This window comes from Mucilaginibacter sp. A3364 (assembly GCF_059690715.1).
Map to the genome: position 1 here is coordinate 2,739,161 of NZ_JCAWED010000001.1, position 25,633 is coordinate 2,764,793.

The following is a 25,633-nucleotide window of genomic DNA, read 5'->3' on the forward strand; positions in this document are numbered from 1 at the left end:
TATTATTTCATATGCAAATAATTTGTGTAAAAAAAACACAAATTATTTTTTATAGTAAGCTATTCAAGTTAAAACCATTAGTTTTCAATTGCTTATACTTATCACCATCAAAAGCATATAAGTTCCCCGGCCGACCGGCTCCCACGGCAGGTGCTTTTTCATTTAGCTCGATGATCAGGCCCAACGACATTACCTTACGTTTAAAATTCCGTCTGTCTATATCTCGCCCCAATAATTTCATGTACAATTGCTCCAAGTCAGAAAACAGAAATTTACTATCAAGCAATTCAAACCCTATTGGCTCATAAGTAATTTTAGCCCTTAAGCGGGCAATTGCTTTGGTTACAATGTCATTATGATCGAAAGCCAATTTCGGCAGATCATAAATTTTAAACCAAGCAGCCTCAGCTGCATCTGAGGATGCAAAAAGGTCAAAATCGGCAGATTTTACTAAACCGAAATAAGAAATGGAAATAACGCGCTTACGCGGATCTCTGCCAGGTGTACCAAAAGTAAAAAGTTGTTCAAGATAATTTATAGTTACCCCGGCCTCCTCTTTTAACTCCCGCTCTACCGCTTGTTCCAACGTTTCGCTATTAAGCACAAAGCCACCCGGCAAGGCCCACTCATTTATATATGGTTCAATTTTGCGTTTAATTAACAACACAGATATGCCGTTTTCCTGGTTATAACCAAATACTATAGCATCTACACTTACTTTAATATCCTGCCTCAGGTAAGAATTTGTGTTATTCATACACAAAAGTAATAATATATGTTAATCGAAGTGTTCTGTCATGCTCCATATTTACGGATGAAAGATCGATTTGAGCGTGCGATCATCGCAATTTTTCAAAAATCTACGCAAACGTTTCCAAGGAGCTAAAAGGGTCAAAAAGGCCATAATCAACTTAAAATCAGCAATTATCCGGCAAATAGGCATTTGTAAATACGGCTTAAATATTTCTATAATTGCTCAACCAATTTACAACCAAACATCCAATGAAAAACTTTAAGATCTCGATATTTTTGGCTTTAGCCTTATTTGCCTGCGTAAACACTGCATCGGCACAAAAAACTAAAAAAGCATCCGCCAGCCAAACACCTTGTATGGATGTGCTTAATTTGTTCACCGCAGCTAATGTGCCTGCGCTGGCACCACAGGAAGAAGCCGTAGAATGCGGAAACCCAAACGCCGTAATGCCTGCCAACCTGCCGGGCAATGGCCTGGCCCAACACCCTATGCTTTACGTAGGCGAAAACTGCAACAAAATGTATTTAGTAAAAGACGGCAAAACCATCTGGACCTACCAAACCGGCAAAGGCCCGGAGTATGACGACATCTGGATGCTATCAAACGGTAATATTTTATTTAGTCGCATGCAGTATGTAGCCATGATAACGCCCGATAAAAAAGTGCTTTGGCGCTTTGATTGCAATAACAGCAAGGGTATTGAACATACCGAAATACACGCCTGCCAGCCTATTGGTTTGGATAAAGTGATGCTTATTGTAAGCGGCCTGCCGCCTAAACTAATGGTGGTAAATATTAAAACCGGCAAGGTTGAAGTAGAGCAGGTATTACCATCTAATCAACCGCCAACGGTTGGCGATATTCACCCGCAATCGCGCAGGGCACGTTATACCGCAGATGGAACCTACCTGGTATCGTTTTTAAATATGGGTAAGGTTATTGAGTATGATAAAAACTTTAAGGAGATATGGAGCTATAAAACCCCTAAACCATGGGCCGCTATCCGCCTAAAAAATGGAAACACCCTTATTACCGATGAAGCTGATGCCGCAACAAAAGAAGTTAATAAGAAAGGCGAAATAGTTTGGCAGTTTAACTGCAAGACCGATCTACCGGCCGAATACCAGTTTTTATCGGCGCCGCAAACCTGTACCCGCCTGGCTAATGGCAATACTATATTCGCTTCGCGCGGGCAGGGTGGCAAGGGCCCGCAGCTTATTGAGGTTAATAAAGACAAAAAAATTGTGTGGGTTTTGCAGGATTGGAGAAACATTGGCGACGCTACAGCCGTACAAGTGCTGGACGATCCGGGGATACCGGAAATACCGGGACAATCAGAACACTAAAAAGCTTTTTTACGACCAATTTATACATACTCGAAGCCCCGCCAAAAGCGGGGCTTTTTTTGTCCGTCTATCGTCATTAGTCATAAATTTCACAAAATTTTGTAACACCTGTAACGTATTAAGCGTCAATGTCGATATACGCAATACAGCGCGGCAAAGCGCTGAGTTTAATTTATCACAATAATGAAAAAAACGTTACTTATGGCGCTGGGCGTCATCCTTATCAGCGCTTGTCGCAAAGAAAACACCGAAAAACAAGTCCCTACTATTGAACAGATACCTCAGCAGGAAACACAACAGGCTGTAACCGGCACACCGGTTAATACCAATGGCATAAGCTATACCGAAGTTAGCCAGCAGGTGGCCTACAATAAATTTATCACTATTGATGCCGATAAAAACGGGAAGAACGATTTCTACTTTACCAGCGTGCTTATTTACCATGATAACCAGGCCCATATGTATTTAATGGCCAGCGCGGTATCTGCCAGCGGCGCTAAATTAATGTTGGACAACAGCCAGGAACTGGTAATGAACGGCATGTGGGGTAAACCACTTACCGAAGGTACCGAAATTAATGCCACAGCAGCAGCCAATACCAGCTGGAACAATTTTATGATAAAAGGCGTAGTGCTTGATGTAATTGATCATGGTAATGCAGTTAAAACCTACCAGGGCCCTTGGGTAGCTAAAAACGATAAATACCTGGCCATCCAGTTATCAATAGAAGGAAAAGTACATTACGGCTGGATAAAAATAACACATACTGCTAACGAAGCCGCGTATACCATAACCGGTTTTGCTTACAACACAACTGCCGGCGCTAAAATATTGGCCGGGCAAAAACAATAATACATACAAAACACAGAGCCTCGCTTTATAGCGGGGCTTTTTTATTTTTGTGGCGATGGATTTTAGCAATATCAATTACCTGGCGATGGGCAATTCGCGACAGCAAAACGCTTTCAAAACCTTAACCGACTATATGGTGATGGAAAAGCTAAGAAGTTACGAAGCTTTGCTGGTAGGCACCATCCCCATAGATATTAATATTGAGGGCAGCGATCTGGACATTATATGCCATGCGCGCAACCTTATTTATTTTAAAGCTGATGTGATCTCCAAATTCGGTATGCAGCAAAACTTTAGTATCCGCGAAGCGGAAGTAAGTAAGCAGCCGGCTGTGGTAGCTAATTTTGGGTTGGATGAATGGGAGATAGAAATTTACGGGCAAACTACCCCTCCCCTGCAACAAAATGGCTATAGACATATGTTGGCAGAATACCAATTGCTACAACAAAATGGTGAAGCTTTCCGCCAGCAAATTATCACCCTGAAAAAACAAGGCTACAAAACCGAACCTGCTTTTGCCAAGGCTTTAAACCTGCCGGGAGATCCGTACCAGGCTCTACTGAATTTATAACCCGTCTGCTTACTCGAAGCCTATTTTACTGGGTAGGTAACCAAACTGCTTTTTAAAGGCCACTGTAAAATGATGCGCGTTTTTGTATCCCACTTCATGGGCTACTTCGCTTACCGTGTGGGTAGCTAGCATGGTTTTGGCTTTCTGCATGCGCAGATCAAACAAATAGCCAAACACTGTAGTACCGAAGGCTGCTTTGAACCCTTTTTTCAGCTTAAAATCATTTAATCCTACTTTATGCGCAAGCTCCACCAATGATAATGGTGATTGCAGGTTAGCAGCCACCAGCGTTTTAGCCAGCTTTAGTTTCTCCAGGTCGTAAGCTTTAATGGTATTAGCTACGTTATCATCTGTTTGGTTGAGTTGCTCCAGGTCGAGAAATAAAAGTTCGAGGGTTTTGGCGGCCAGCAACATGCGGTGCAGGCGGTTGTTTTGTATACTATCGGCCACGATGTTAATGATGTTGGCCATGGCGGGAGTTGTGGCACGGCCCTGCATATGGCTAAGCTTTTCCATCAGCATGGCTTCCTCTTCTGTTTTCAGTAGCTTTTTAAATCCCCCATCGCCCAGGCAAATCATAAACAGGCGGGCATTACCCTGTATTACTATGTCATAAACATCATTACATCGGGCCATTAAACTATAATGCGTATGCTCGTTAAGGCCGATATTTTGCACACTGAACTGTCCGCCCAGCAGGTAGGTTTTAACCCAGGCACATTGTGCCATATGCGTATTTACCAGCACACTTTCGGGGCTATCCATATCCACCATAAAAACCGTCAATTCATCTATCCGGAAGCTTTTAACGTTGATCGAAACCGTTCCCCGCACTTCGTCAAACCGATTTACTACCACCTCATCGTATTGACCCTCAATATATTGAAAGCCATCATACAGCACTTCATCAGTAAATGGAATTGTGAGTTTAAACATGGTTCGATAATCCGTTTAGCGTTTATTTAAATCCGTTTGGCGTTGACCGCAGGCCTAAAAATCGCTCAAATTTGCAACATTATTTTTAATTAGTCTAAATAATGATAAAATATATTCCCCTGTTAATTTTTATACTATTCATTTCGCCCATAAAAACATCGGCGCAAAAAACAAGCGGAAGTGTTGAAGGCCAGGTATTAACCAATGATGGTAAGCCGGCTGCTGGCGTCACCATTTTGTTGTTAAATACCAACTACGGCGCGGTAACGCAGGCCAATGGCAAATACCTTATTAAAGCCAAAGCAGGTAACTACACCCTGCAGGTAAAAACCCTGGGCATGCTGGCCAAACAACAGGATGTTATTATAACTGCAGATAAGGTGGCTACGCAACCCGATGTTACGTTGGAAGTAAGTTCCTTTCAACTGAAAGATGTAGTGGTTACCGGGCAGTACGCGCCGCAATCGCTTAAAAATTCCGTTTATATGGTGCGAACCATTACCAACGAGCAGATACGCCTGCGCAATCCATCTAAAGTACAGGATGTACTGACCGACCAGCTAGGCATCCGTTTCACTAACGACCTTACCCTGGGCACTTCAGACATAACGATGATGGGTATATCGGGCCAGCGCGTTAAAATACTATTGGACGGTGTGCCTCTGCTTGACCGTGGCGATACCCGCGAAAGCCTGAACCAGATAGATGTTAACAGCATTGACCATATCGAGATCGTTGAAGGCCCTATGTCTGTTAGTTATGGTAGCGATGCTTTGGGCGGGGTAATAAACCTCATTACCAAAAAAGGCGGTGGCGGCGAAGTGCTGCGGGTGTACGGTCGCGTACAGGAAGAAACCGCAGGCAAAAAATACAAACCTTTTACCGATGACGGCATACACCACGAAAGTGTAGGCGTAAACTGGGAGCATAAGGGCTGGCAAACATCGGCCAACTTTACGCGCAATAACTTTAACGGCGCAAGCCTGGGCTGGCTGCCTAAAGACCAATATCTGGGCAGCGGTGTTGTGGGTTACCGCAACAACAAACTACACTTATGGTACCGCTTTGATGGCGAAGACGAAACCATTTTAAGCGAAGGCCGGGTTAACACCAACAATACCAAAATTGATAAGCAATACCTAAGCAACCGCTGGATGCACCAGTTGCAGGCCGATTGGCAGGTTAATGATCGTTTAAGCTTTACCGGTGCGGCATCGTATACAGATTACAGCAGGCGCACCAAAACCACCAGCTTAAATGTATTAACAGGCGATCTGCGCCTGACCTTAGGGCCCGGCGAACAGGATAAATCGGTATTTGATACCAAGTTTTTCCGCGGTACTGCACAGTATAAGATCAGCGACGCGGTTTCTATACAACCGGGTGTTGAACTAAGCAATACCGGCAGCAGCGGCGCACGTATTACCGGCACGCCTACTATTAATGATTATTCATTTTTTGTTTCTTCGGAAATTGCGCTTAGTTCTGCTATCACAATACGCCCGGGTGCAAGGTTTAACAAAAACTCGGTTTACAGCGCGCCGCCTATTATCCCGGCCTTTAATGCCAAGATCAAATTATCAAACGATGTGGATCTGCGTTTGGCTTATGCCCGTGGTTTCCGTTCGCCGGCCTTGCGTGAGTTGTATTTTAACTTTATTGATGCCAGCCATACCATTTTGGGTAATGATAAGTTAAAAGCCGAATACTCGCACAGCACCAACGCGTCACTATCATGGCAAACGCTAAAAACCGACGCTATAAAAATACGCTCAACCCTGGGTGCTTTTTACAATTACTTTGATAACCTCATCACAACAGGTATTGATCCGGCTGCGCCGACGGTTACGACCTACATCAATATAAACAAATACAAAACCACCGGCGGTACTTTCGATAATACCATCAGCTACAAAAATCTGCAGGCTAAAGTTGGCTTTGGCTACACGGGTATTTACAATGAGTTTACCGAGGGCGATAAATCATTACCTGATTTTACCTGGTATGGCGAAGCTAACGCGAATTTGATATACCACCTAACCAAGTTGAAGGCTGATGTAAGCCTGTTTTACAAATACAACGGCAAGCTGCCTTTGTATGAACTGGTATCGGTTGGCGGCGTGCCTACTATCCACCTGGCGCAGCGCTCGGCATTCCACACTGCCGACCTAACGCTTAACAAATACATCAACCGCTTTATTACTGTGGCAGGCGGGGTTAAAAACCTGTTTAATGTAACTACGGTGTACAATACATCACTTAACCTGGGTGGCGCGCACAGCACCGGCGGACCGGTACCTATCGGCTATGGCCGCTCTTACTACCTAGGCCTCAACTTTCAATTCAGCAAATACTAATCAATAATCATATAAACAATAATTAAATACATCATGAAAAAACTGTTCTACTGCCTGTTAGCTGTCGGAATGCTGACGCAAGCCTGTAAAAAAAGCGACCCTGCATTACCTGATAATCAATTAAGCTTTACGGCTTCGGCACAAGGCTTGGCTACTGCCGATCAATCATTAAAAGTTACCCTTACTTTGGGTCGTGCTGCTGATGCGGCCGTACCTGTGGTTATCAGCCTGCAAGGTACAGGTGTTACTTATGGTACCGAGTTTACTACTACACCTGCTGCCGTTAACAATGAGTTAAGCTTGAGCATCCCTGCCGGTGGTACATCGGTTAGTTTTGATGTGGTTAAAAAAGCGGGCATCTTCTTGAATGGTAATGAATCATTGGCTTTCGAGATCAAATCGGCAGGTTCGCCAATTGTGTTGGGTGCTAATACCAAATTTAAGTTAAGCTTCTCTTCTATCACTTCTACCGGTTCTGAATTGACACTAAACGGCGGTACAGGTGGTTCGGCGGCTATCAATTCAGTTTATGTTGATTTGAGCGCTAATGCCCAAACATCGATCAAACGTGCTGATTGGGACCTGGGTTTCTACAGCGGTGATGACTTCCGTGTTATCCTGAACAACTTCGCTGCAGCTTCTGTAGTAGCGGTTAACAAAACCGATATCAACGCGGTAACCGCCGCCGATGTTAATACTGCCGACCTGGCATTAGGCTTTGGCGCGGGTACTTTCACTATTTTTGATGACGTGAACGGCGATATTACCAAAACGGCTATCGCACAGGTATCAGCTACTGATGCCAGCAACAAAGTATATGTAATTAACCGTGCGGGTGGCTCGGGCGTTGTTGCTCCGGCTGCTGATCTGTACAAGATCCGCGTTTTACGTGCACCAAACGGCTATACTTTACAGTACGCTAAACTGACTGAAACTACCTTCAAAACTTTAACCATCAACAAAAACACGGCTAAAAACTTCAGCTTCGTATCGTTTGATACCGGCGCGGTTAGCGTTGAGCCTGATAAAGACCGTTGGGATTTTGTGTGGAGCTACAGCATTTATTTCACAGGTACTACGCCTTACGCGTTCTCTGACCTTGTATTTGTTAATCACTTAGGCGGCGTACAATCTGCCGAAATTGTAGGCAACTACGATACTTATGTTGAAGCTAATGTAGCTACTACCACCTTCGTTGCAGGTCGTAACACCATTGGCCAAAACTGGAGAAATACCACCGGGACTATCGGCGTAAAAACAGACCGTTTTTATGCGGTTAAAGACGCTGCCGGCAACGTGTACAAACTGAAATTCATCAACTTCACTACGCAGGATGGCGGTACCCGCGGGTTCCCTAAAATTCAGTACGCTTTAGTGAAAAAAGGCGCGTAAACTAATAATTGCTCATACCTCATAACAATGAAAAACGGCACCGTTTAGGCGGGCCGTTTTTTCCGATTTATTATAACACCCCCATAAAATGAAAACCATCAAATTAATAATAGCCTTGTTTTTTGCTGTCGCGATAGCAAAAGCCGACAGTAAACCTGCTGGACAAAAAATTGTATCCCTAAACGGCACCATCAGCGAGATATTGGCCGGCATTGGCCAGGAGCCTAACGTGATAGGCACCGACATTACCAGCAACTACCCCGAAAGCATGAAGCGCAAACCCAAAGTGGGCCACAACCGCAACATATCCGCCGAAGGCATCATAGCCCTGCAACCCGATATTGTTACCGGTTTAACCACCGAAGTAAAGCCGGAACTGGCTGCACAACTAAAAGGCGCGGGTATTAAACTGGTACTGTTTACGCAGGAATTTTCTGCCGATGGTGCCCGCAAGCTGATCAAAGATGTAGCGGCGGCTTTTGGTGGCGAGAAACTAGGTACTCCCCTACTTAATAAGTTAAATGCAGATTTAGCCAAGGCTAACAAGTTGGGCAAATCAGCAGCTAAACCAAAAGTATTATTCATTTACGCGCGTGGCGCGGGTACCATGATGGTAGCTGGTGAAGGGACATCAATAGAAAAAATCATCCTATTAGCTGGCGGACAAAACGCTGTTAAAGGTTTTAACGATTACAAGCCATTAACCTCAGAAGCTTTATTGGCTGCAGATCCTGATGTGATCTTGCTGTTCAGCAGCGGTATGGAAAGTCTGGGCGGTGTTACTGGCCTGGCGCAAGTACAAGGCATTAACCAAACCAAAGCGGGCAAAAACAAAAAGTTTGTTACCATGGATGGTGAGTTGTTGACGGGTTTTGGTCCGCGCTTGGGTTTAGCAGTGGCAGAGTTATCACAAAAGCTGAAATAACACGTGTTTAAAAACTATAAATACATTTTAAGCGGCTTATTGGTGCTACTGCTGGTGGCCATAACCGCCGGCGTTTGCATAGGCGCGGTGCATATCAGCTTGCCGCAATTTTGGTCGATGGTGGCCAAGGGCACCGGGCTAAGTGAGACTGCTTTGTACACCGAGCAGCAAATGGCGGTAGTATTAAATTTACGCTTGCCAAGAGTTTTGCTGGGCACCATTATAGGCGCTGCGCTAGCTATATCGGGCGCGGGTTTGCAGGGCCTGTTCCGCAATCCATTGGCCGAGCCGGGGCTGATAGGTATATCATCGGGCGCTACGTTGGCTACGGCTTTAATGATCGTGCTGGGTGGTACTATTCTGAATAAGATTGGCTATGACTATGGTTATTACGCTTTGGCTATTTCGGCTTTTGTAGGTGCTTTTATTACTACGCTTACAGTTTACCGCATGGCTATGCACCAAGGCAAAACGGTTATTACGGCTTTGCTGCTTACGGGTATTGCTATTAACGCTTTGGCATTCGCTTTTACGGGTTTGCTCACCTACATGTCTACCGATGAACAGTTGCGTAACCTTACTTTCTGGAGCCTGGGCAGCCTGGGTGGTGCCAGTTGGGTATCATTTAGCGCGGCTTTGCCTTTTATTGTGATACCGGTTATTGGCTTGCCTTTTCTGGCTAAGTCGTTAAACGCTATCGCCCTCGGCGAAGCGCAGGCGGCGCATATGGGTATTAATGTTGGGCGTACTAAAACGCTGGTTATCGTGCTTTCAACCATGGCGGTTGGCGCATCGGTTGCGGTGGCGGGTTTGATCAGTTTTATCGGGCTGGTTATACCGCATATCCTGCGTATGGCATTCGGGCCGGATAACCGTTTGATCATCCCGGGCTCGGCTATTTTGGGCGCGGCGGCCCTTACGGCTGCCGACCTGGTATCCCGCACCATTGTATCCCCTGCCGAACTGCCTATTGGTATCGTTACAGCCATTTGCGGTTCGCCCGTTTTTATTTATATGATCTATACCCAGCTCAAAAAACAGCAGATATTATGATCGAAGTAAACAATTTATCCTACCGGGTAGGTAATAAGACTATCCTTAATAAAGCCTCGTTCAGCCTCGCCAAAGGGCAAATGATGGCGGTTATCGGAGCCAACGGCGCGGGTAAAAGCACGCTGTTAAAGCTGCTATGTCGCGAGCTAAACGCAACTAGTGGCAGCATTAAATTTAATGGTAAACACATAGAAGCTTATACCATTAAAGAACTAGCGTTGACACGATCGGTACTTACCCAGCATAACACGGTGAGCATGCTGTTTAATGTGAAAGAGCTGGTGCTAATGGGCCGTTATCCTCATTTTGAAAGCAAACCTTCGGCACATGATATCGATGTGGTAAATAAAGCCATGGAAGAAACCGGCATTACTCATCTCGCTTCGCGCGATTACAATACACTTTCGGGTGGCGAGCAGCAGCGGGTGCAACTGGCAAGGGTTATTGCCCAGATCTATGATCGCCCTAATGCTTTTTTGTTTTTAGACGAGCCAACTAATGGCCTCGACCTCCTCTATCAACAACAAATACTGCAACTGGCCCGCAGCATGGCCGACCGGGGCTATACCGTTATCAGCATTATACACGATATCAACTTCGCCTCACAATACGCCGATCAGATACTGATACTTAAAAACGGTGATACGGTGGCATTAGGTTCGCCATTGGAGGTTGTTAATTGCGAGAACATCCACACCGCCTTCAGCATAAAAGTACGCATGATGGAGTGCGAGGGCTTTAAATGCCCGCTGGTGATACCAAGCGGCGCACTGGTTTAATTTATCAACACACAGAAAAAACGAATATGGAGAATACAGTAATATCATTAAAAGATCAATGGGAAAACCTGAAAACACAGGAACCCAAACTACGTATCCGCGACGCGGCAACCAAACTGGGCGTTAGCGAAGCCGAACTGGTAAACACCGATGCCGGCAATCAAAATACTTTGTTGACCAATAACTTCCAGGAGCTTTTAAAAGACACGCATACCCTGGGCTATGTAATGGCCCTAACCCGTAATGACCATTGCGTGCACGAGCGTAAAGGCGTTTACACCAAGGTAGGCTTTAACGGTCCGGTTGGATTAATCGTTACGCCGGATATCGACCTGCGTTTATTCATGAACCAATGGCACTTCGGCTTCGCTGTAAACGAAAGCGAACGCCTAAGCCTGCAGTTTTTTGATGCCTATGGCGTGGCGGTACATAAAATTTATTTAACTGATAAAAGCGACGTAGCGGCCTACCATGCCCTTGTTGCCAAATACAAAGCCGAAGACCAGCACCAGGAATTGCCCGTAAAACTGACCGCCCCGGCAACCGTTGAAAAAGCCGACGCGGATGTTGATGTAAAAACTTTCCAGGAAGAATGGCTGGCGCTGAAGGATACGCACGAGTTTCACGGCCTTACCCGCAAGCATGAGCTTACCCGCACACAGGCCTTACGTTTGGCTCCCGAAGGACACGCGGTGCCAATTAGTCTTGACGCGGTAAAACAGATACTGACAAAAGCTTCAGAAACGCAATTGCCTATCATGGTGTTTACCGGCAGCGCGGGCTGTATCCAAATACATACCGGAACGGTTACCAAGCTGGTGCAAACCGGTCCGTGGTTTAATGTGTTGGATCCTGAGTTTAACATGCACCTGCGCGAGGACGGCGTGGCCAACATATGGCTGGTTAAAAAACCGACTACTGACGGGCATGTACACAGCCTGGAGCTGTTTGATAAAAACGGTAACACCATCGTACAATTCTTCGGCAAGCGCAAACCGGGCGTGCCCGAGGATGAGGGCTGGAGGGCGGTATTATTTAACTAAGGCCCGAGGCTAAACATCTACCTATGTCAATACCTCGACGGGCCGAAGCCTTCTTTGATTTTTGTGATAAAGAGGGCATCAAACTTTCGGCTAAATGTAAAGTACTGCTGGAGGATTTCTGCATGGTACCCGGCTACATTGATGCCGAAAGCCTTTGGTTCATGATCAAAAAAGAAGGGCGGCAAATCAGTCGCGCTACGGTTTATGCTACGCTGGCCTGGCTATGCACTAAAGGCTACGTAAGCTACAAAAAAGAGAAAGGCAGTAATAGCAAGGTTTATAGGATAAACCTCCCGGTTTAAAATCAAACTGCCCAACGCCCGGACCATAGCCCCGGGCGTTTTTTATTTTATGGCTTGGGACACAAGCTCATGCTTTGGGGAACAAATGCGTTTTTGACATTGGGATTCTTGCATACAATTACCCCATGCTTATCAAACCCCATGGTATCCTTTACATACTTAACCGTACCAAAAAGGGCACTTGTGCTCAAAGTAAAAACAAAAGCTATTATTAATTTATACAGATGTTGCTTCATGATAAAAGGCAATTATTTAGTGAATGTAAGGTTTAATATAACGGGTATCTCTTCGGCGATTATCTTATCTTTCATGGCCGAAATAAGGCCCCATTGTTGAGGTTTGCTGTTGGGTTTAATATTCCAGGCCGAGCGGTCAATAGCCAACGAACCGGTTACAGTAAGGCCTGTTTTAGTTGGTGTAATGGTAGCTGTAAACTCAATGGGTTTGGTAATGCCTTTCAGTGTCAGTTCGGCAATTATTGAATAGATATTGGGTTTATCTGTAGGGGTAATTTGCTTAACGTTCACAGCGCCTGTTGGATAATGTTTAACATCGAAAAAGTTATCGGCCTTAATTTCATCATCAACTTCCTTATTATCCGCAGCCCGTTTATGGTCGGTACTTCGGATGCTGTTCATGTTAAGGCTGAACGTACCGTTAAGCGGCTTGCCATCTGCCGTATAGCTTAAACTTCCCAAGTTAAACAACAGGTAGCCATAATGGCGGTTGCCCATGGCTTTGGGTGCTTTCCAGTCTATCCTACTGGCTTTGGTATCCAGTTTATAGGTTTGCTGCGCGATAGCGGGAATGGTCAACACCGACCATAATAAAACAATAATGCTTGCCTTCAACATAAATAAAATTTGATGAAGCAAACGTAGTAAGGCCCGTGCGACCGGGCCTTATTCTAGCTGTAAAATAAAGTGTAAACTTTGTAAATATTAAGATCACTGCTTAAAAGCTTTCGCACAAGTATCAACCTGAAAAGAAATTCATTGCCGTTGACTTTAGTCAACGGCAATGAATTATAAGCAAGTGGGATTAGTGTTGATTGCTTAGTCTATTAGAACTATTACATCTCAAAATAATAGCTAATTGTTCCCTGTGGTAACACGGTTTGATCTGTCGTAATAGCTTTATCCAATTTCTCATCCGCCAGGCAACTGTAAAGCTTTTTGGGCTTGCCATTTGGCCATGTTAGTTGTACTTTCTCCGGCTCGTCGGATACGGAACGTACGCGCAGCACTATGCCTTTGCCGTCGTCACTTTGTTTAAGGGTGGAGATGAATACTTTTGGATTGCCAATTTTCACCCAGCTTTTGGCTACCGGGTCTTTATCTACCGGCACGGCAATCAGCGGGCGGTTTTGCTCCATGCCGAAGCGATTGGCCGTAACGGCATCATAGGTGCCATGTGGCAGTATGCCGTAATGCAGGTTCATTACACCGCCTTGTTCCAGGGGGAAGTTGGTGCCCCAGTGGTTATTCAAAGGCCATGAGAATATAGTTTTTGAGCGTGGTACCGTTTTATACCAGTTAGGCCGGCCATGCGCGCCGCCAAAAAGGTTTGACATTGCACCTATTTCAAACAACGGTGCTTCTATGGCGGCCAACGTAACGCCGGTATTTTGGTTTGATACATCAACCCAACGCTGCATAATTTGCCAGTTACCGTTTGATGCCGGGATCTGGTCAAAGTTGGGTTGCATAATTCCCCAGGGGATATCAATATGCGTTTGTCCGTCGGGCACGTTAAAGTCAAAACCGAAGTGAATACCTTCTTTGGTGCGGGTGCTGATCTTATCAAAAGCATTGGCAATTTCTACCCAGGGCTGGCCATACACCACCTTTACCTCTCGCGTTAGCCATTTCACACCATCCGCATCAGCCTCCACTAATATAGATGCTACCAGCGGACCGCGTTCTCTAATTTTCAAACGCACATTCGTCGGCTTCGCGGCATCGTAACTGCTATCGCCTTTTAATAAGTAACGATAGCTGTTTACCCCGTTGGCGGATTTTTTATCTACATACTCCTGCCCTGTTTTTACGTTGACGATACTAGCTATATCGCCATTTTTAGGATCGATGCTTACAGAAATAATACCGTTAGATATGGTGTTTCCGCTGGCAGTGCATCCCGTACCGGTAAAAGTGCCGGAAGTTACAGTATAGGTACTTGAACTTAAAAACGGTGATTTTTCCGCCAAAAACGCCAGCTCGCCGGTTGACAAACGTTGTGATGGCACTGCCTCGCCTTTAGCATTCAAAACCTTGTTACCCGCTTTTGATTGCGATGGTTTTAGCGTTACCAGGCCGTCGCGCTCCCACGACAAGGTGTTAAACACAGCAATTTTATTGCTTTCCGCGTTGCGGATGTCTTTAAATGTTTCGTCTAATAGCGTATTGCTGTTCTTCAACGAATTTTCAAAATAGCCCGCTTTGGTATCTTCTATCTGCTTGGCCAAAGGCGCGGCTGGGTCCTGGTAGCCCCAGGTATGTTCGGCACCCAGCAGGCAGTTTTCCCAGGCGCTGTCAATCAGTTTACGGGGCGACGGTGTGCTGGCTTTAAGCATGGCCCAGGCGGTTTCGGCCTGTACGATGTTTTCTTTACCTATGCGGTATTGGCCAACGCGGCGGGTATCGGCACCCAGGCCGTCGGTCCAGTATTCAGTGTAGTCTCCTTTTATTTGGGGGATGATGTTGCCGTATCGTTTCTCATAATCATCCAATATGCGTTTTGAGCCGGATATGATGAGCTTAGGGTAAGCGTATTTTTCGTTCCAAAGTTTAACCGCGTCGGGCAGGTCGGCATCTATCAGGGCGTTATCGGCCAAGGCCCATGGCGCCACAAATATGCTGTACGGCGAATTGGCCAATTGCGCGGTTTCGGTGAAAATAGCCGGATCAAGGAAGTTAACCAACGGTTTACCGGTAGTGATCCTATCAGCCTCCTGGCGCACATCCTGCACTTTGCCCAGGCCTATTTTTATGCCTTTTATATCCCAGCCAAAGCCATAAGGCCATGCCTGCAGGAAGAACATTTTGGTTTTACCATCGGGCGCTACCCAATAAAATGGCATGTGCTCCCATGGACGGCGCACGGTGCCAATGTTGGGGTATAAAAACATACCACGTACACCGTTCTGGTAAGCAGCCTGCACCGTTCCCCACGAGGCACCGGCAACGTCCATTTGTACCATGGTGCTTAGCGGCACGCCGGTAGTTTTGGCAATATCGTGCGAGCTGTGGAACAGTCGCAGCAATTCCTCGTCGCTACAGGCGCTGGTGTTTACGTTACCATAATCGGCATCTAAACTTATCCAGCCTTTGCGTACGGCTTCAATAAATAGTTTCTTTTTTTCGGGCGATGCCTCTTTCAGATAGTTCTCGGTTACCCAGTTAGCTTCAGGGTTCCAAACAAATCTGGCTCCTTCGGGGTAGCTTTGTGTTTTGCGGGCGATATCAATAGCAACATCAATATTGCGCATATGCAGTTTGCGCACAAACTCTTGTGTATTGGTATAACCAATATCCACGTGCGAGTGTGGATAGATATAAACTGTCCACTGCTTTAGCGGGTTAACAAATATCGACTGATTTAAACTAACACCCGGGGCCGTTATAGATATACGGGCCTGCACCAGGGTCTCAACGCCAATGCCCTCGGGTAACAGTACAGACAGGCTGTCGGCACCTTGTGGTTCGTTTACGGCACTCTGTTCAATTATACCATTGCAGTCAACTTTAAGAGAGGCATTGCCTGTTAGCTTCCCACCTTTAAAATACAGCATAATTTCCCTGCCGGGCTTGCCGTCTTTCCGGTGTTTGTAGTAAGGTTTCACCCTACACTCGAAGGAGGTAGGTTGATTGGTTGTTTGCGCTAAACCTGTGTAAGCCGTTAAAGTTGATAAAGCCCAGCATATTGCAGCTATGCGGGGCGATAGTGATAGATACTGTTTCATAAAAAAAGTATAGGTAGTACAATGACCGGCATACAGTTTTGCCAACCGTTGCGATGTAGGGACAGAAGAAAAATCAGTATAAAAAAAGGGAGGGCCTAAGCCCTCCCGATTGTGTTGTTGTTATTTTACAGTTGCCATTTTTATGGTGCTGTAGTTATAGTAGTTAGCACCGGCGTTGGTTGCGCTGGTTCTGGCGCCTATGCGCAAAAAGTAATCTTTTTTAGGTAGTACGCCACCTATGGTAGTCAATGTTAATGTAGTGCCTAATAAAGCTGTACCGGTAGTACCCGCGTAAGTTGTACGCGCCGAGTAACGGTTATCATAGTTGTTATTACCTACATACTGGCTAGGGCTAACATACAAACCAATTTCTACAACGTTTTGCTGCCATAGCGGGTCGGTGGTGCCGCGGGTTACTTTGGCTTGAACGGTGATTGTACCGTTAGCATTAACAACCGGTTCACCTACCCACTCAACCACTAACCAGGGGTCAACCACAAAGTTTACAGTGGTGGTACCACCTTTAACTTCTAGGTTCACACTTTTATCAACCGGGGTTGGCGTAGTTTGCACCAATGGTACAAAAGCACCTTCGGCTACGATGTTATAAGTAGCAGCAAATATTTTGCTGTTGTTATAAGTACCATCTTGCTTGGTAGCTACGTAAAGCGGTGTTGGGTTGCTGCTCCAGCTGGTTTCCAGTAATTTAATACGGGTACCTTTACCGTTATCGCCTGATACTTCGCTTTGTACGTTAACACCGTTTTTGTCTACAATTTTACCGGTTAAGGTTTCTGTAGGGCCGGCGTAGTTATCGTATTTTTTGCATGAGCTAGCTGTAAGTACAGCCAGGCTAAGCGCTAAATAATATATCGTCTTTTTCATATCCTGAAATTAATTTGGGTTTTGTACAATGTTTGGGCTTTTGTTTATTACCGCGGTTGGTATTTGTGCATAGTACCATCTTGGGTCGAACGTCATGGTAGTAGCTCTTTCATTGTAGCGATCATCATAAAAATATTTACCGGCCTGGGTTGAGTAAAAACCGTTAAGGATATGGTAAATTTTACCATTTTGCTCCTTGTCGATAATTCTCCATCTTCTCAGATCCCACCAGGTTTTGTTTTCAAACGCCATTTCTTTACGGCGCTCTTTACGTACTACATCAACTGTAGTTAAGTCGCCTAAAGTAGCTAAGCTGGCACCGGCACGCTCACGAATAGCGTTAATGTCAGTTAATACTGTTGGCAGATAGCTTGCACCCTGACCGGCAGCATATAACTCATACGCGGCTTCAGATTGGTTTAATAATATTTCTGCATAACGTAATTCTATCCAGGCCTGCTCAGAGCGGTCGGTGTTGATATCAGCAGTAGGTTTATTAGGGTCTAAGTATTTACGAACCGAGAAACCTGAGATACCTGTAGCTACACCGCTAATATTGGTAACAAAACCGCTTTTACCGGCCGGATCCATTTTGCTGCCATCAGGCAAGGTAACCGGAGTTTGATTATAGTCTACAGATTGTTTTAGGTCTGTACCCGGATAAGCAGCAGTTGTATTTGAACCTACTAATTTGGTTATACCGCCGGCAACTGATCCTGTATAAATGCCACGACGGAATTCCATGATCTGGTTTTTGAACGGATCACCAGGGAATAATACCTGGCCACGTAGCCTTGGCTCAACGTTAGCGAATGGTTCGCTTTCAGTATTCCATAAAATGTATTTGTTAGCTGCGTCAACAGTTGCAAAACCACCGGCAGCGTTGCGTGGGATACCTTCAAACATCTCCACAAACTCCAACGTAGGGTTGGTTTCTGCAGAGTAACCACCGTTCCACAATTGTCTAGGAATTTGGTTGGCATCATACCAGTGCGCCGCATTAGGCACTTTGTACTGCCTGATAAAGATATTCTCGGCACTTGACGGATCAAGGAACAAGGCAGCATAGTTATTGGCTTGTGCCAGTTTATCGGTAGCGCTCCAGCTGTTTTTGTACAAACTAAATTTACCAACAACCAACGTAGCGGCATCATAAGCGGCTTTAAAGTAATCGTTAGCTTTAGCAGCCGGTATACCGCAAACCTGTACGGCACCACTTGTAAAGTTGATAGTGTTATACTTAGCTACGCAGGCAGCGTTTAACATAATCCTTGATTTGAAACCTGCAGCCGCCCATTTGGTAGCGCGACCTTTTTTTACCGTTGTGGTAAAGTTATCAGGCAGATTGGTGTAGGCATAATCCAGATCGGCAGCAATAAAATCATAAACCTCCTGCTCAGATGAACGAGGGATACGGAATGATGCCATGTTAGCAACTATATCATCAATAGTTTGGCCCGGCTGCGTAAGTTGCTTGCTAACCAAAGGTACACCACCATACCGCTTAACTAAAGCGTAGTATGTAAGGCCGCGTACAAAACGCGCTTCGGCTAACCAATATTTAACTTGCTCGGCATTAAAGTTACTTGCGTATGATGGCAGGGTTTCCATAATGATATGGCAATCTCTGATCAAAGCGTAGGCATCGGCCCAATAGTTAAACGTTTCGGTTGTGTTGTTGATGTCACGGCTGATCGCTTCGCCGGTAGCCTGGTATGGCGAACCGAAGAAAAACGCTTTAAAGCCGGTGGTTTGCTGATATTTAAAATCCTCTATCGGCAATTGGCTGTAAATACGCGCTATATAGGCCTCAACACCCGCAGTCGACTTAAACACTTCCTCTTCCGACAAAATATTGCGAGGCGGTTCGTCAAGGTTCTTCTTGCAGGAAGTAGCAAATGTTGCTACCAATGCAATTAATAAGATATATACTTTTCTTTTCATCTTCTTAAGTATTATAATTTCAGATTTATACCGAATGAGTATTTTTTATCCAGCGGATAAGCATAGTCATACTGATTGCTGTTAGCTGTAAACTGCGAAGTGCCTGATGGGTGCTCCGGGTCGACAAATTTCAAGCTGGTAAAGGTTAACAGGTTATAGGCGTTAGCAAATATCCTGATACCTTTTATGCCCGATTTACCTAACCATTTATTTGGCAAAGTATAACCAACATCTAAACTTTTTAAACGGATGTATGCTGAGTTATGCAAGTTGCCACGGGTATTAACAAAAGGTAATGAACCGGTGTAAGCGTAGTAACCAGGTATCCATTTAGTATCAGGGCTGTACGGATCGGCGTTAGGATCCTCAGGGTGCCATCTGTCCAGGAACTGGGTAACCGCGTTACCGCCTGCCCAAAGTGGCTCGCGTAGTTGCTCAACATAAGTTTGGTTAACCAAAGCAGCACCCTGGAACTGGGCCGCTAAGTCAAAGCCTTTGTAGTTGGCCGCTAAGTTAAAACCAAAGTTGATCATCGGTACACCAAACGTGCCTATAGGGTGGCTATCGTCAACACCTATCTGGCCGTCTTCGTTCCAGTCTTCGTATATATAATCGCCCACAACAGCAGCTTTACCTACATAGATAGGGCTGAACTCGATATCGCGGTATGACTGGTACTGACCAGCCGAACCATAACCAATATAAACGTTGTTGTAACGGTTAGGGCCGGTACCTACGTTGTTGCTACGTTGCACCCAGTTAAGGTATGAGTTACCCAAACGGGCAGCAACTATATTAACGTTCATGGTACGGGTGTAACCAAATGTACCGCCAACCATGTAGCCAAATTCGCCAATGCGATTTTTATGGCTAACCGAGAAGTCGAAACCTGATGTACGGTCGCTGTTTAAGTTTTGCTGTGGCAGCGGTGCACCTACCACATCAGGTAGCGCATCTAACTGCGTAGCTAACAAACCTTCGCGGTTACGCACAAAGTAGTCAAATGTAAAGCCGAATAAACCGTTATTGATCTCCACATCTACACCGGCATCAAACATTTTAGCGGTATACCAGGTAAGGTTTTTGTTTACGATACCCCTGTTTTGTACAGCAGCAATGTAAACACCATCAAACACGGCACCACCAGGCTGACCTACGTTCGAGCCGCTTGCAGGATAAGTATAACCCGGCAGGAACTGGAATTGAGAAGCATTCTCGTCACCCGTTAAACCGTAGCTGGCGCGAACTTTAAAGCTGGTAAGCGATTTAAGCAACTGCGTATTTTTCCAGAAATTTTCTTCAGATAATCTCCAGCCGATCTCGCCCGAAGGGAAGAAACCCCATTGCTTAGGCGTATCAAACATAGAACTACCATCTTGCCTGAAACCAAATTTGGTATAGTAACGGGCTTTGTAATCATAAGTGAATGATCCTACTAGTGATGCCGTTCTAACCGTAGCATAGTTAGCAACACTGGTGCTCATACCGTTATTAATGTTGTTGGTATTACCGGCAAACAAACCGTCAATAGGGAAAGTTAACTCGCGCTGCGCGTTAAAGTTATCGGCTTTACGGGTTAAGCCTTCATACAATAATAAACCGGTAATATTATGTGTACCATTACCAAAGCTACGGTTGTAGTTTAATGATAACTGAACCAGGTTTGATGGTTTTTGATAATACTCGCGACGGATAGTGCTTGGCGACTCCTGTGCAGCGCCGTTGTAAGCACCTGTTGAAGCTACATAGCTATATAGGTTATAGGCTTTTTTGAAAATGGTATTATCATTAAATACCATATCAAAGTTGAATAAACCTTTTAATTTCAAACCTTCAATAGGCGTATCATAAGTTAATGACGCTGTTGACTGGAAGTAATAGTTTTTAAACACCTGGTAACCGGTTGCATCGGCATCGGCTTGTGCTACCGGGTGCAGCGGGTTTGGCAATTGGTTATAATATGCAGGGTTATCATTTGCATAAACCGAATAAATTGCCGGTTGGTACCACATACTACGGAAGATCCACCATGGCGATTGGTATGGCTGGTTCTTTTTATCCATCGTACCGGCCAGGTTCAGATCAAACGTCAGGCGTTTTGATATTTTGGTAGATAAATTGCTACGCAGGTTATAACGGGTATAATCCAAATCATTGCTTCTTAATAAACCATCCTGTACCAGGTAGCCTAAGCTTAAAAAGTAATTGGTGTTCTCGTTACCGCCGGTAGCGCTTAGGTTATGCTGTTGCTGCATAGCGCTTGGCTTAATGGTAGCATCATACCAATCAGTACTTTTGCGGGTACCGTTTCTAAACGCTTCAATAGTTGCATCATCATACAGCCTTGCACCTCTTACACCGTTACCCGGGGTGTTGTGCACGTTTTTCTCGTTGGCTAATATTAAATAGTCAACAGCGCTAACACCGCGCGACATGCGTGAAGGTACCTGTGCAGTAAAGTTGCCAATGTAGTTTAACTCCAACGAGCCTTTTTTACCGCGTTTGGTGGTAATTAAAACAACACCGTTGGCACCCTTAACACCGTATACGGCTGCCGACGCGTCTTTCAATATCGAGATGGTCTCGATATCGTTAGGGTCAACACGCTCAATACCGGGGCGAGGCACACCATCAATAACAACCAGGGCATTACCCATGCCACGGATATCGAAGTTGTTGGCGAATGAACCCGGCTCTGAAGTGTTTTGAACCACGCGTAAACCCGGTAACTTACCTGCTAAAGTATTCAGTAAGTTCTCGTTTTTGGTGGTTACGATCTCCTTTGCGCTTAAGCTGGAGATCGCACTGGTCAGCTCGCTCTTTTTCTGCGTGGTATAACCAGTTACAACCACCTCGTTTAATGAGGTATTGGCCGGGTTTAACTTAACCGTAATGTTTTTTTGCGCGCCAACAGTGCTTTGGCCGGCATCATAACCTATAAAGGTAAATACCAACACGTCGCCATTGGCCGCGTTAAGCGAAAAACGACCGTTAGCATCTGTTTGCGTACCTGCGGTGGAGCCTTTAATGGCTACGCTTACACCCGGCAATGAAGCACCGCGCTCGTCAACAACGGTACCTTGCACAGTATTTTGCGCATATACCGAAGCCGAAAACAGCAATGCCATTAATAACATAAGCGCCGGCATAAGCGCTCCTTTTAATAAAGGCAATCCCTTATTGCGGAATGCCCTTCCATACAAAGCCAAAGACCCGGCAATGCCGCGCTCCGTTTTTGCAGTTTGATTATGTGAATAAGATCTCATAAAAGTAAATACTAAATCATGTGTGTTATTGGTTTATAATGAATTAATTGAATGCGTTACTAATTTTTCCTAGGTGGGATGCGTTAAGCACCGGCCGGCACTAAATACCTGTTTAACAATGCTTTGTCTGTTTTTTATCATTGAGTTTAATTTAGAGTTTATATAATCAAGAGTACTTTATAGCAACAGCAACAAGTTTGTAGAACCGGACATTATAGGTAAATGCACGCCTTACAGTATATATAGTATCGATGTTTTATAATGTTTGAACATTTGTTACTACTATTTAAGCACATTGGTGGGCGCTTAAGCATATACAAATGTTCGTAGGTTTATATATGTTATAATGTACAAACATATGAATAATTTTAAAAATCCAAATCTTTTTCAAAATATTTTTCGAAATCGTAATAGTTTGATGCAATGTTATATAAAGCAGGTCGCTAAAAAAATATCCCGTCAAAAACATAACATTGGCTATAGGGTAGGCTCGTTTATTTAAAATACTGTATAACAGTGTATTAAATACACTATTTAACGACAGCGAAAATCAGGCTTAACAAAAAAATAATTTTAATGTTATAATGTATATACATAATAAAATCCATATACTTGCAAAACCAATAAAACACCTATGCAATTAAAGCCTTTTCTAGCATCCATCGCCTTTATAGCAGCCGTTTTTACTGCATCTGCGCAGCAAAAGCAAACAGCTATCACAGGCAAGCCTAATATCATATTTATTATGGCTGATGACCATGCTTACCAGGCTATAAGCGCTTATGGCTCAAAACTGATCAACACCCCAAATATTGATCGTATAGCCCGCGAGGGCGCTTTAATGCGTTCGGCCTATGTTACCAACTCGGTGTGCAGCCCCAGCAGGGCGGTTATATTAACCGGCAAGTATTCGCATATCAACGGAATGAAGGATAATGGCACCTATTTTAATGGCGTCCAGGAAACCTTGCCTAAAATATTTAAGCGCAACGGTTACAGCACCGCTATCATAGGTAAATGGCACTTGTTTAGCCAGCCAACGGGGTTTGATTATTGGGATATACTCCCCGACCAAGGCAATTACTATCACCCCAAATTTATCAAAATGGGTAAGGATACCAGCTACAGCGGGTATGTTACAGATATTATAACCGATCTATCCATAAATTGGATAGACAAACAAAAAGGTAAGCCTTTCTTTTTAATGCTGCATCATAAGGCACCGCACCGTAGCGCCATGCCGCCTATAAAATATTTGGATAAGTTTAATGGTGTGAAGTTCCCACTGCCATCAACGTTTTATGATGACTATAAAGACCGCGTGGGTTTACAACGCCAAAGCCTCACCATTAAAAACGACCTTGATATACGATACGATAGCAAAATTGCCTGTGATACCTGCCCGGTAAACAAAATAAACGCCTGGGCACCGGCCGAGTACCAACGCGAACTGGCCGGCCTTACGCCCGCCGAGCGCGCCATATGGGACAAAACCTATCAAAAACAATACGACATCTACAAAACCTTAAAAACTAAGGATGAGATAGCCCGCTTTCAATACCAGCGCATGATGGAAGACTACCTGCGTTGTATTATGAGTGTTGATGATAACGTGGGCCGTGTATTAAAATATCTGGACGATACCGGCTTAGCTAAAAACACGATAGTTGTTTATATGAGCGACCAGGGTTTTTACTTAGGCGAACATGGTTTGTATGATAAGCGCTTTATGTACGAAGAATCCTTCCGTACGCCGATGATGATACGTTACCCTAAAGCGGTAAAACCGGGCAATAAATTAGACCAGTTTATTCTGAACCTGGATATAGCCCCCACCCTGCTCGATCTATCTAACATAAAAGTACCGGCTGATATGCAGGGCGAATCGCTTAAACCGCTATTGGAAAAGAAACCTTTGGTAAAAAAATGGCGCGATGAAATCTACTATCACTATTACGAATTATCCTTTAACGCCACAGCCCATTACGGCATCCGCACCAGGCAATACGCGCTTATGCACTTTTACAATCCGGTTGATGGCTGGGAACTGTACGATCTGAAAAACGATCCGACTGAAATGAAAAACGTTTATAACAAACCCGAATATAAGGCCGTTGTTGCCGACCTGAAAAAACGCCTCACGGCACTGCAGGAAAAGTACAACGACCCGGAAAGATCCTTCCTCAAATAAATTTGTAAAGTAAATTGGTTATTTACAAAAATTGGTTGCAGAAAAAGGGGGTAGTTCTCAGCTACCCCCTTCTGCGTTTCTTATGGTTTCGCTTTTCTAAGCGTCTCTTCTGCTTTCTATCGTATAAATAAAGCTGTCGGCGCGGTAATAACCCAGGTTAAACTCAATCGGCCTGTCGCCCTGGTCGTACACAAAACGTTTACGGAACAGTATGGGGCTGTGCAGTTCTATCTCCAGTTTGCCGGCTATGAATTTATCGGCAGCCTTGGCGCTTATTTCTTCCTTGGAGAGGTTGGCAATGGTGTTATGGTCTTTTTCCAGTATCTCGTACAATGGACGTTTAAAATCCTCGTCGCCGGTTAGGCCAACACGTGGGTGAAAGTAGGATACAAAGTACACAAAAGCGCCTTCAACACGGCCACGCAAACGTTCCAGCTTTAATACTTTTTTATCGGTGCCTATTTCAAAAAAATTAGCTATCTGCTCATCGGGGGTTACCCAACTAATGTGCAATTCGAAGTTTTTAATGGGGATGCCACGGGCAGTCATCTCCTGCGAAAAACTTAACCAGTTATTTGATTTTGAACTCACCGAAGCACCGGCAACTTTAGTACCTATCCCTTTTTTACGAATTAGTAAACCCTCGTAAACCAGCTTGTTAAGCGCCTGGCGCAACGTAGTGCGTGATATGGCCAACTGTTTGGCCAGGTCAACTTCGTTGGGCAAAAACTTGCCGTCACTGTATTGCGGGTCGGCTATTATTTTACGTAAAAGCTCCTCAGCCTGCAGGTGCAGGGGGATGGGGCTTTTATGATTAATTGAAAACTTCATTTATGAAATATTATATCGGTTTAGCATTATTTATTATAAAATACAACCTACCTTAAATACATAAGATAGGCTGCGGTAATTTTTACGATTTAAAATTACAAAAATATTTTGTTAATTAGTAACATGTTTATATGTTTGTACATATCAAACACGTAGATCATATCTTTCTGTTAATAATACCAGTTATATATTCAAAGCCTACCATTGTACCGTTTTTTGCTTCCGGCAGCGCATTTGTGGCA

The 25,633-nt window shown here is 44.6% G+C and carries 19 protein-coding genes; 11 read left to right on the forward strand and 8 right to left on the reverse strand.

What is annotated here, in order from left to right; translation table 11 throughout:
- Positions 1–49: 49 nt before the first annotated feature.
- A complete protein-coding gene (locus AC59JT_RS12205; RefSeq protein ID WP_497399162.1) occupies positions 50–757 on the reverse strand; it encodes an NUDIX hydrolase in 708 nt (235 codons plus the stop codon).
- 245 nt (positions 758–1,002) lie between these two features.
- Here AC59JT_RS12205 and AC59JT_RS12210 point away from each other — a divergent pair, with 245 nt between their 5' ends.
- From AC59JT_RS12210 to AC59JT_RS12220, 3 genes are all read left to right on the forward strand, one after another.
- A complete protein-coding gene (locus AC59JT_RS12210; protein WP_497399164.1) occupies positions 1,003–2,100 on the forward strand; it encodes an outer membrane protein assembly factor BamB family protein in 1,098 nt (365 codons plus the stop codon).
- Between the two features lie 183 nt (positions 2,101–2,283).
- On the forward strand, positions 2,284–2,952 hold the full coding sequence (locus AC59JT_RS12215) for a hypothetical protein (RefSeq protein ID WP_497399165.1): 669 nt from the start codon (positions 2,284–2,286) through the stop codon (positions 2,950–2,952).
- 55 nt (positions 2,953–3,007) lie between these two features.
- On the forward strand, positions 3,008–3,523 hold the full coding sequence (locus tag AC59JT_RS12220) for a DUF4269 domain-containing protein (protein ID WP_497399167.1): 516 nt from the start codon (positions 3,008–3,010) through the stop codon (positions 3,521–3,523).
- Between the two features lie 9 nt (positions 3,524–3,532).
- Here the strand turns inward: AC59JT_RS12220 and AC59JT_RS12225 are convergent, their stop codons facing one another.
- A complete protein-coding gene (locus AC59JT_RS12225; protein WP_497399169.1) occupies positions 3,533–4,459 on the reverse strand; it encodes a helix-turn-helix transcriptional regulator in 927 nt (308 codons plus the stop codon).
- A gap of 101 nt (positions 4,460–4,560) precedes the next feature.
- Between AC59JT_RS12225 and AC59JT_RS12230 the strand changes: the two genes are divergently transcribed.
- The 7 genes from AC59JT_RS12230 to AC59JT_RS12260 all read left to right on the forward strand — a co-directional run bounded on the left by AC59JT_RS12230 (position 4,561) and on the right by AC59JT_RS12260 (position 12,310).
- On the forward strand, positions 4,561–6,816 hold the full coding sequence (locus AC59JT_RS12230; protein WP_497399171.1) for a TonB-dependent receptor: 2,256 nt from the start codon (positions 4,561–4,563) through the stop codon (positions 6,814–6,816).
- 33 nt (positions 6,817–6,849) lie between these two features.
- Positions 6,850–8,208, forward strand: a complete 1,359-nt coding sequence (locus AC59JT_RS12235; RefSeq protein ID WP_497399172.1) for an HmuY family protein — start codon at positions 6,850–6,852, stop codon at positions 8,206–8,208.
- A gap of 88 nt (positions 8,209–8,296) precedes the next feature.
- Positions 8,297–9,133 (forward strand): heme/hemin ABC transporter substrate-binding protein, encoded by an 837-nt coding sequence (locus AC59JT_RS12240; RefSeq protein ID WP_497399174.1) that lies wholly within the window; start codon positions 8,297–8,299, stop codon positions 9,131–9,133.
- 3 nt (positions 9,134–9,136) lie between these two features.
- Positions 9,137–10,186, forward strand: a complete 1,050-nt coding sequence (locus tag AC59JT_RS12245) for a FecCD family ABC transporter permease (RefSeq protein ID WP_497399176.1) — start codon at positions 9,137–9,139, stop codon at positions 10,184–10,186.
- Positions 10,183–10,965 carry a heme ABC transporter ATP-binding protein gene (locus AC59JT_RS12250; protein ID WP_497399179.1) on the forward strand — a complete coding sequence of 261 codons (783 nt, stop codon included), beginning with the start codon at positions 10,183–10,185 and terminating at the stop codon, positions 10,963–10,965. Before AC59JT_RS12245 ends, AC59JT_RS12250 begins: the two co-directional genes overlap by 4 nt.
- Positions 10,966–10,991: 26 nt before the next feature.
- Positions 10,992–12,008: a hemin-degrading factor gene (locus tag AC59JT_RS12255; protein WP_497399181.1), complete on the forward strand. Its 1,017-nt coding sequence runs from the start codon at positions 10,992–10,994 to the stop codon at positions 12,006–12,008.
- A 23-nt stretch (positions 12,009–12,031) separates the two neighbouring features.
- Complete coding sequence (locus tag AC59JT_RS12260) at positions 12,032–12,310, forward strand: transcriptional repressor (protein ID WP_497399183.1); 279 nt, start codon at positions 12,032–12,034, stop codon at positions 12,308–12,310.
- A gap of 248 nt (positions 12,311–12,558) precedes the next feature.
- On the opposite strand, the gene AC59JT_RS12265 is transcribed toward AC59JT_RS12260, so the two are convergent.
- From AC59JT_RS12265 to AC59JT_RS12285, 5 genes are all read right to left on the reverse strand, one after another.
- The gene (locus tag AC59JT_RS12265; protein ID WP_497399185.1) at positions 12,559–13,164 is read right to left on the reverse strand and encodes a YceI family protein; all 606 of its coding nucleotides are present in this window, start codon (positions 13,162–13,164) and stop codon (positions 12,559–12,561) included.
- 218 nt (positions 13,165–13,382) lie between these two features.
- Positions 13,383–16,274 carry a glycoside hydrolase family 38 N-terminal domain-containing protein gene (locus tag AC59JT_RS12270; RefSeq protein WP_497399187.1) on the reverse strand — a complete coding sequence of 964 codons (2,892 nt, stop codon included), beginning with the start codon at positions 16,272–16,274 and terminating at the stop codon, positions 13,383–13,385.
- Positions 16,275–16,394: 120 nt separating this feature from the next.
- On the reverse strand, positions 16,395–17,159 hold the full coding sequence (locus AC59JT_RS12275; protein WP_497399189.1) for a DUF3823 domain-containing protein: 765 nt from the start codon (positions 17,157–17,159) through the stop codon (positions 16,395–16,397).
- Positions 17,160–17,168: 9 nt separating this feature from the next.
- Entirely contained in the window at positions 17,169–19,103 is a 1,935-nt protein-coding gene (locus AC59JT_RS12280; protein ID WP_497399192.1) for a RagB/SusD family nutrient uptake outer membrane protein, read from the reverse strand.
- 11 nt (positions 19,104–19,114) lie between these two features.
- Entirely contained in the window at positions 19,115–22,369 is a 3,255-nt protein-coding gene (locus AC59JT_RS12285) for a SusC/RagA family TonB-linked outer membrane protein (RefSeq protein WP_497399194.1), read from the reverse strand.
- 634 nt (positions 22,370–23,003) lie between these two features.
- Between AC59JT_RS12285 and AC59JT_RS12290 the strand changes: the two genes are divergently transcribed.
- On the forward strand, positions 23,004–24,560 hold the full coding sequence (locus tag AC59JT_RS12290) for a sulfatase family protein (RefSeq protein WP_497399196.1): 1,557 nt from the start codon (positions 23,004–23,006) through the stop codon (positions 24,558–24,560).
- 96 nt (positions 24,561–24,656) lie between these two features.
- Here AC59JT_RS12290 and AC59JT_RS12295 read toward each other — a convergent pair whose 3' ends face one another.
- On the reverse strand, positions 24,657–25,391 hold the full coding sequence (locus AC59JT_RS12295; protein ID WP_497399198.1) for a GntR family transcriptional regulator: 735 nt from the start codon (positions 25,389–25,391) through the stop codon (positions 24,657–24,659).
- Between the last annotated feature and the right edge of the window lie 242 nt (positions 25,392–25,633).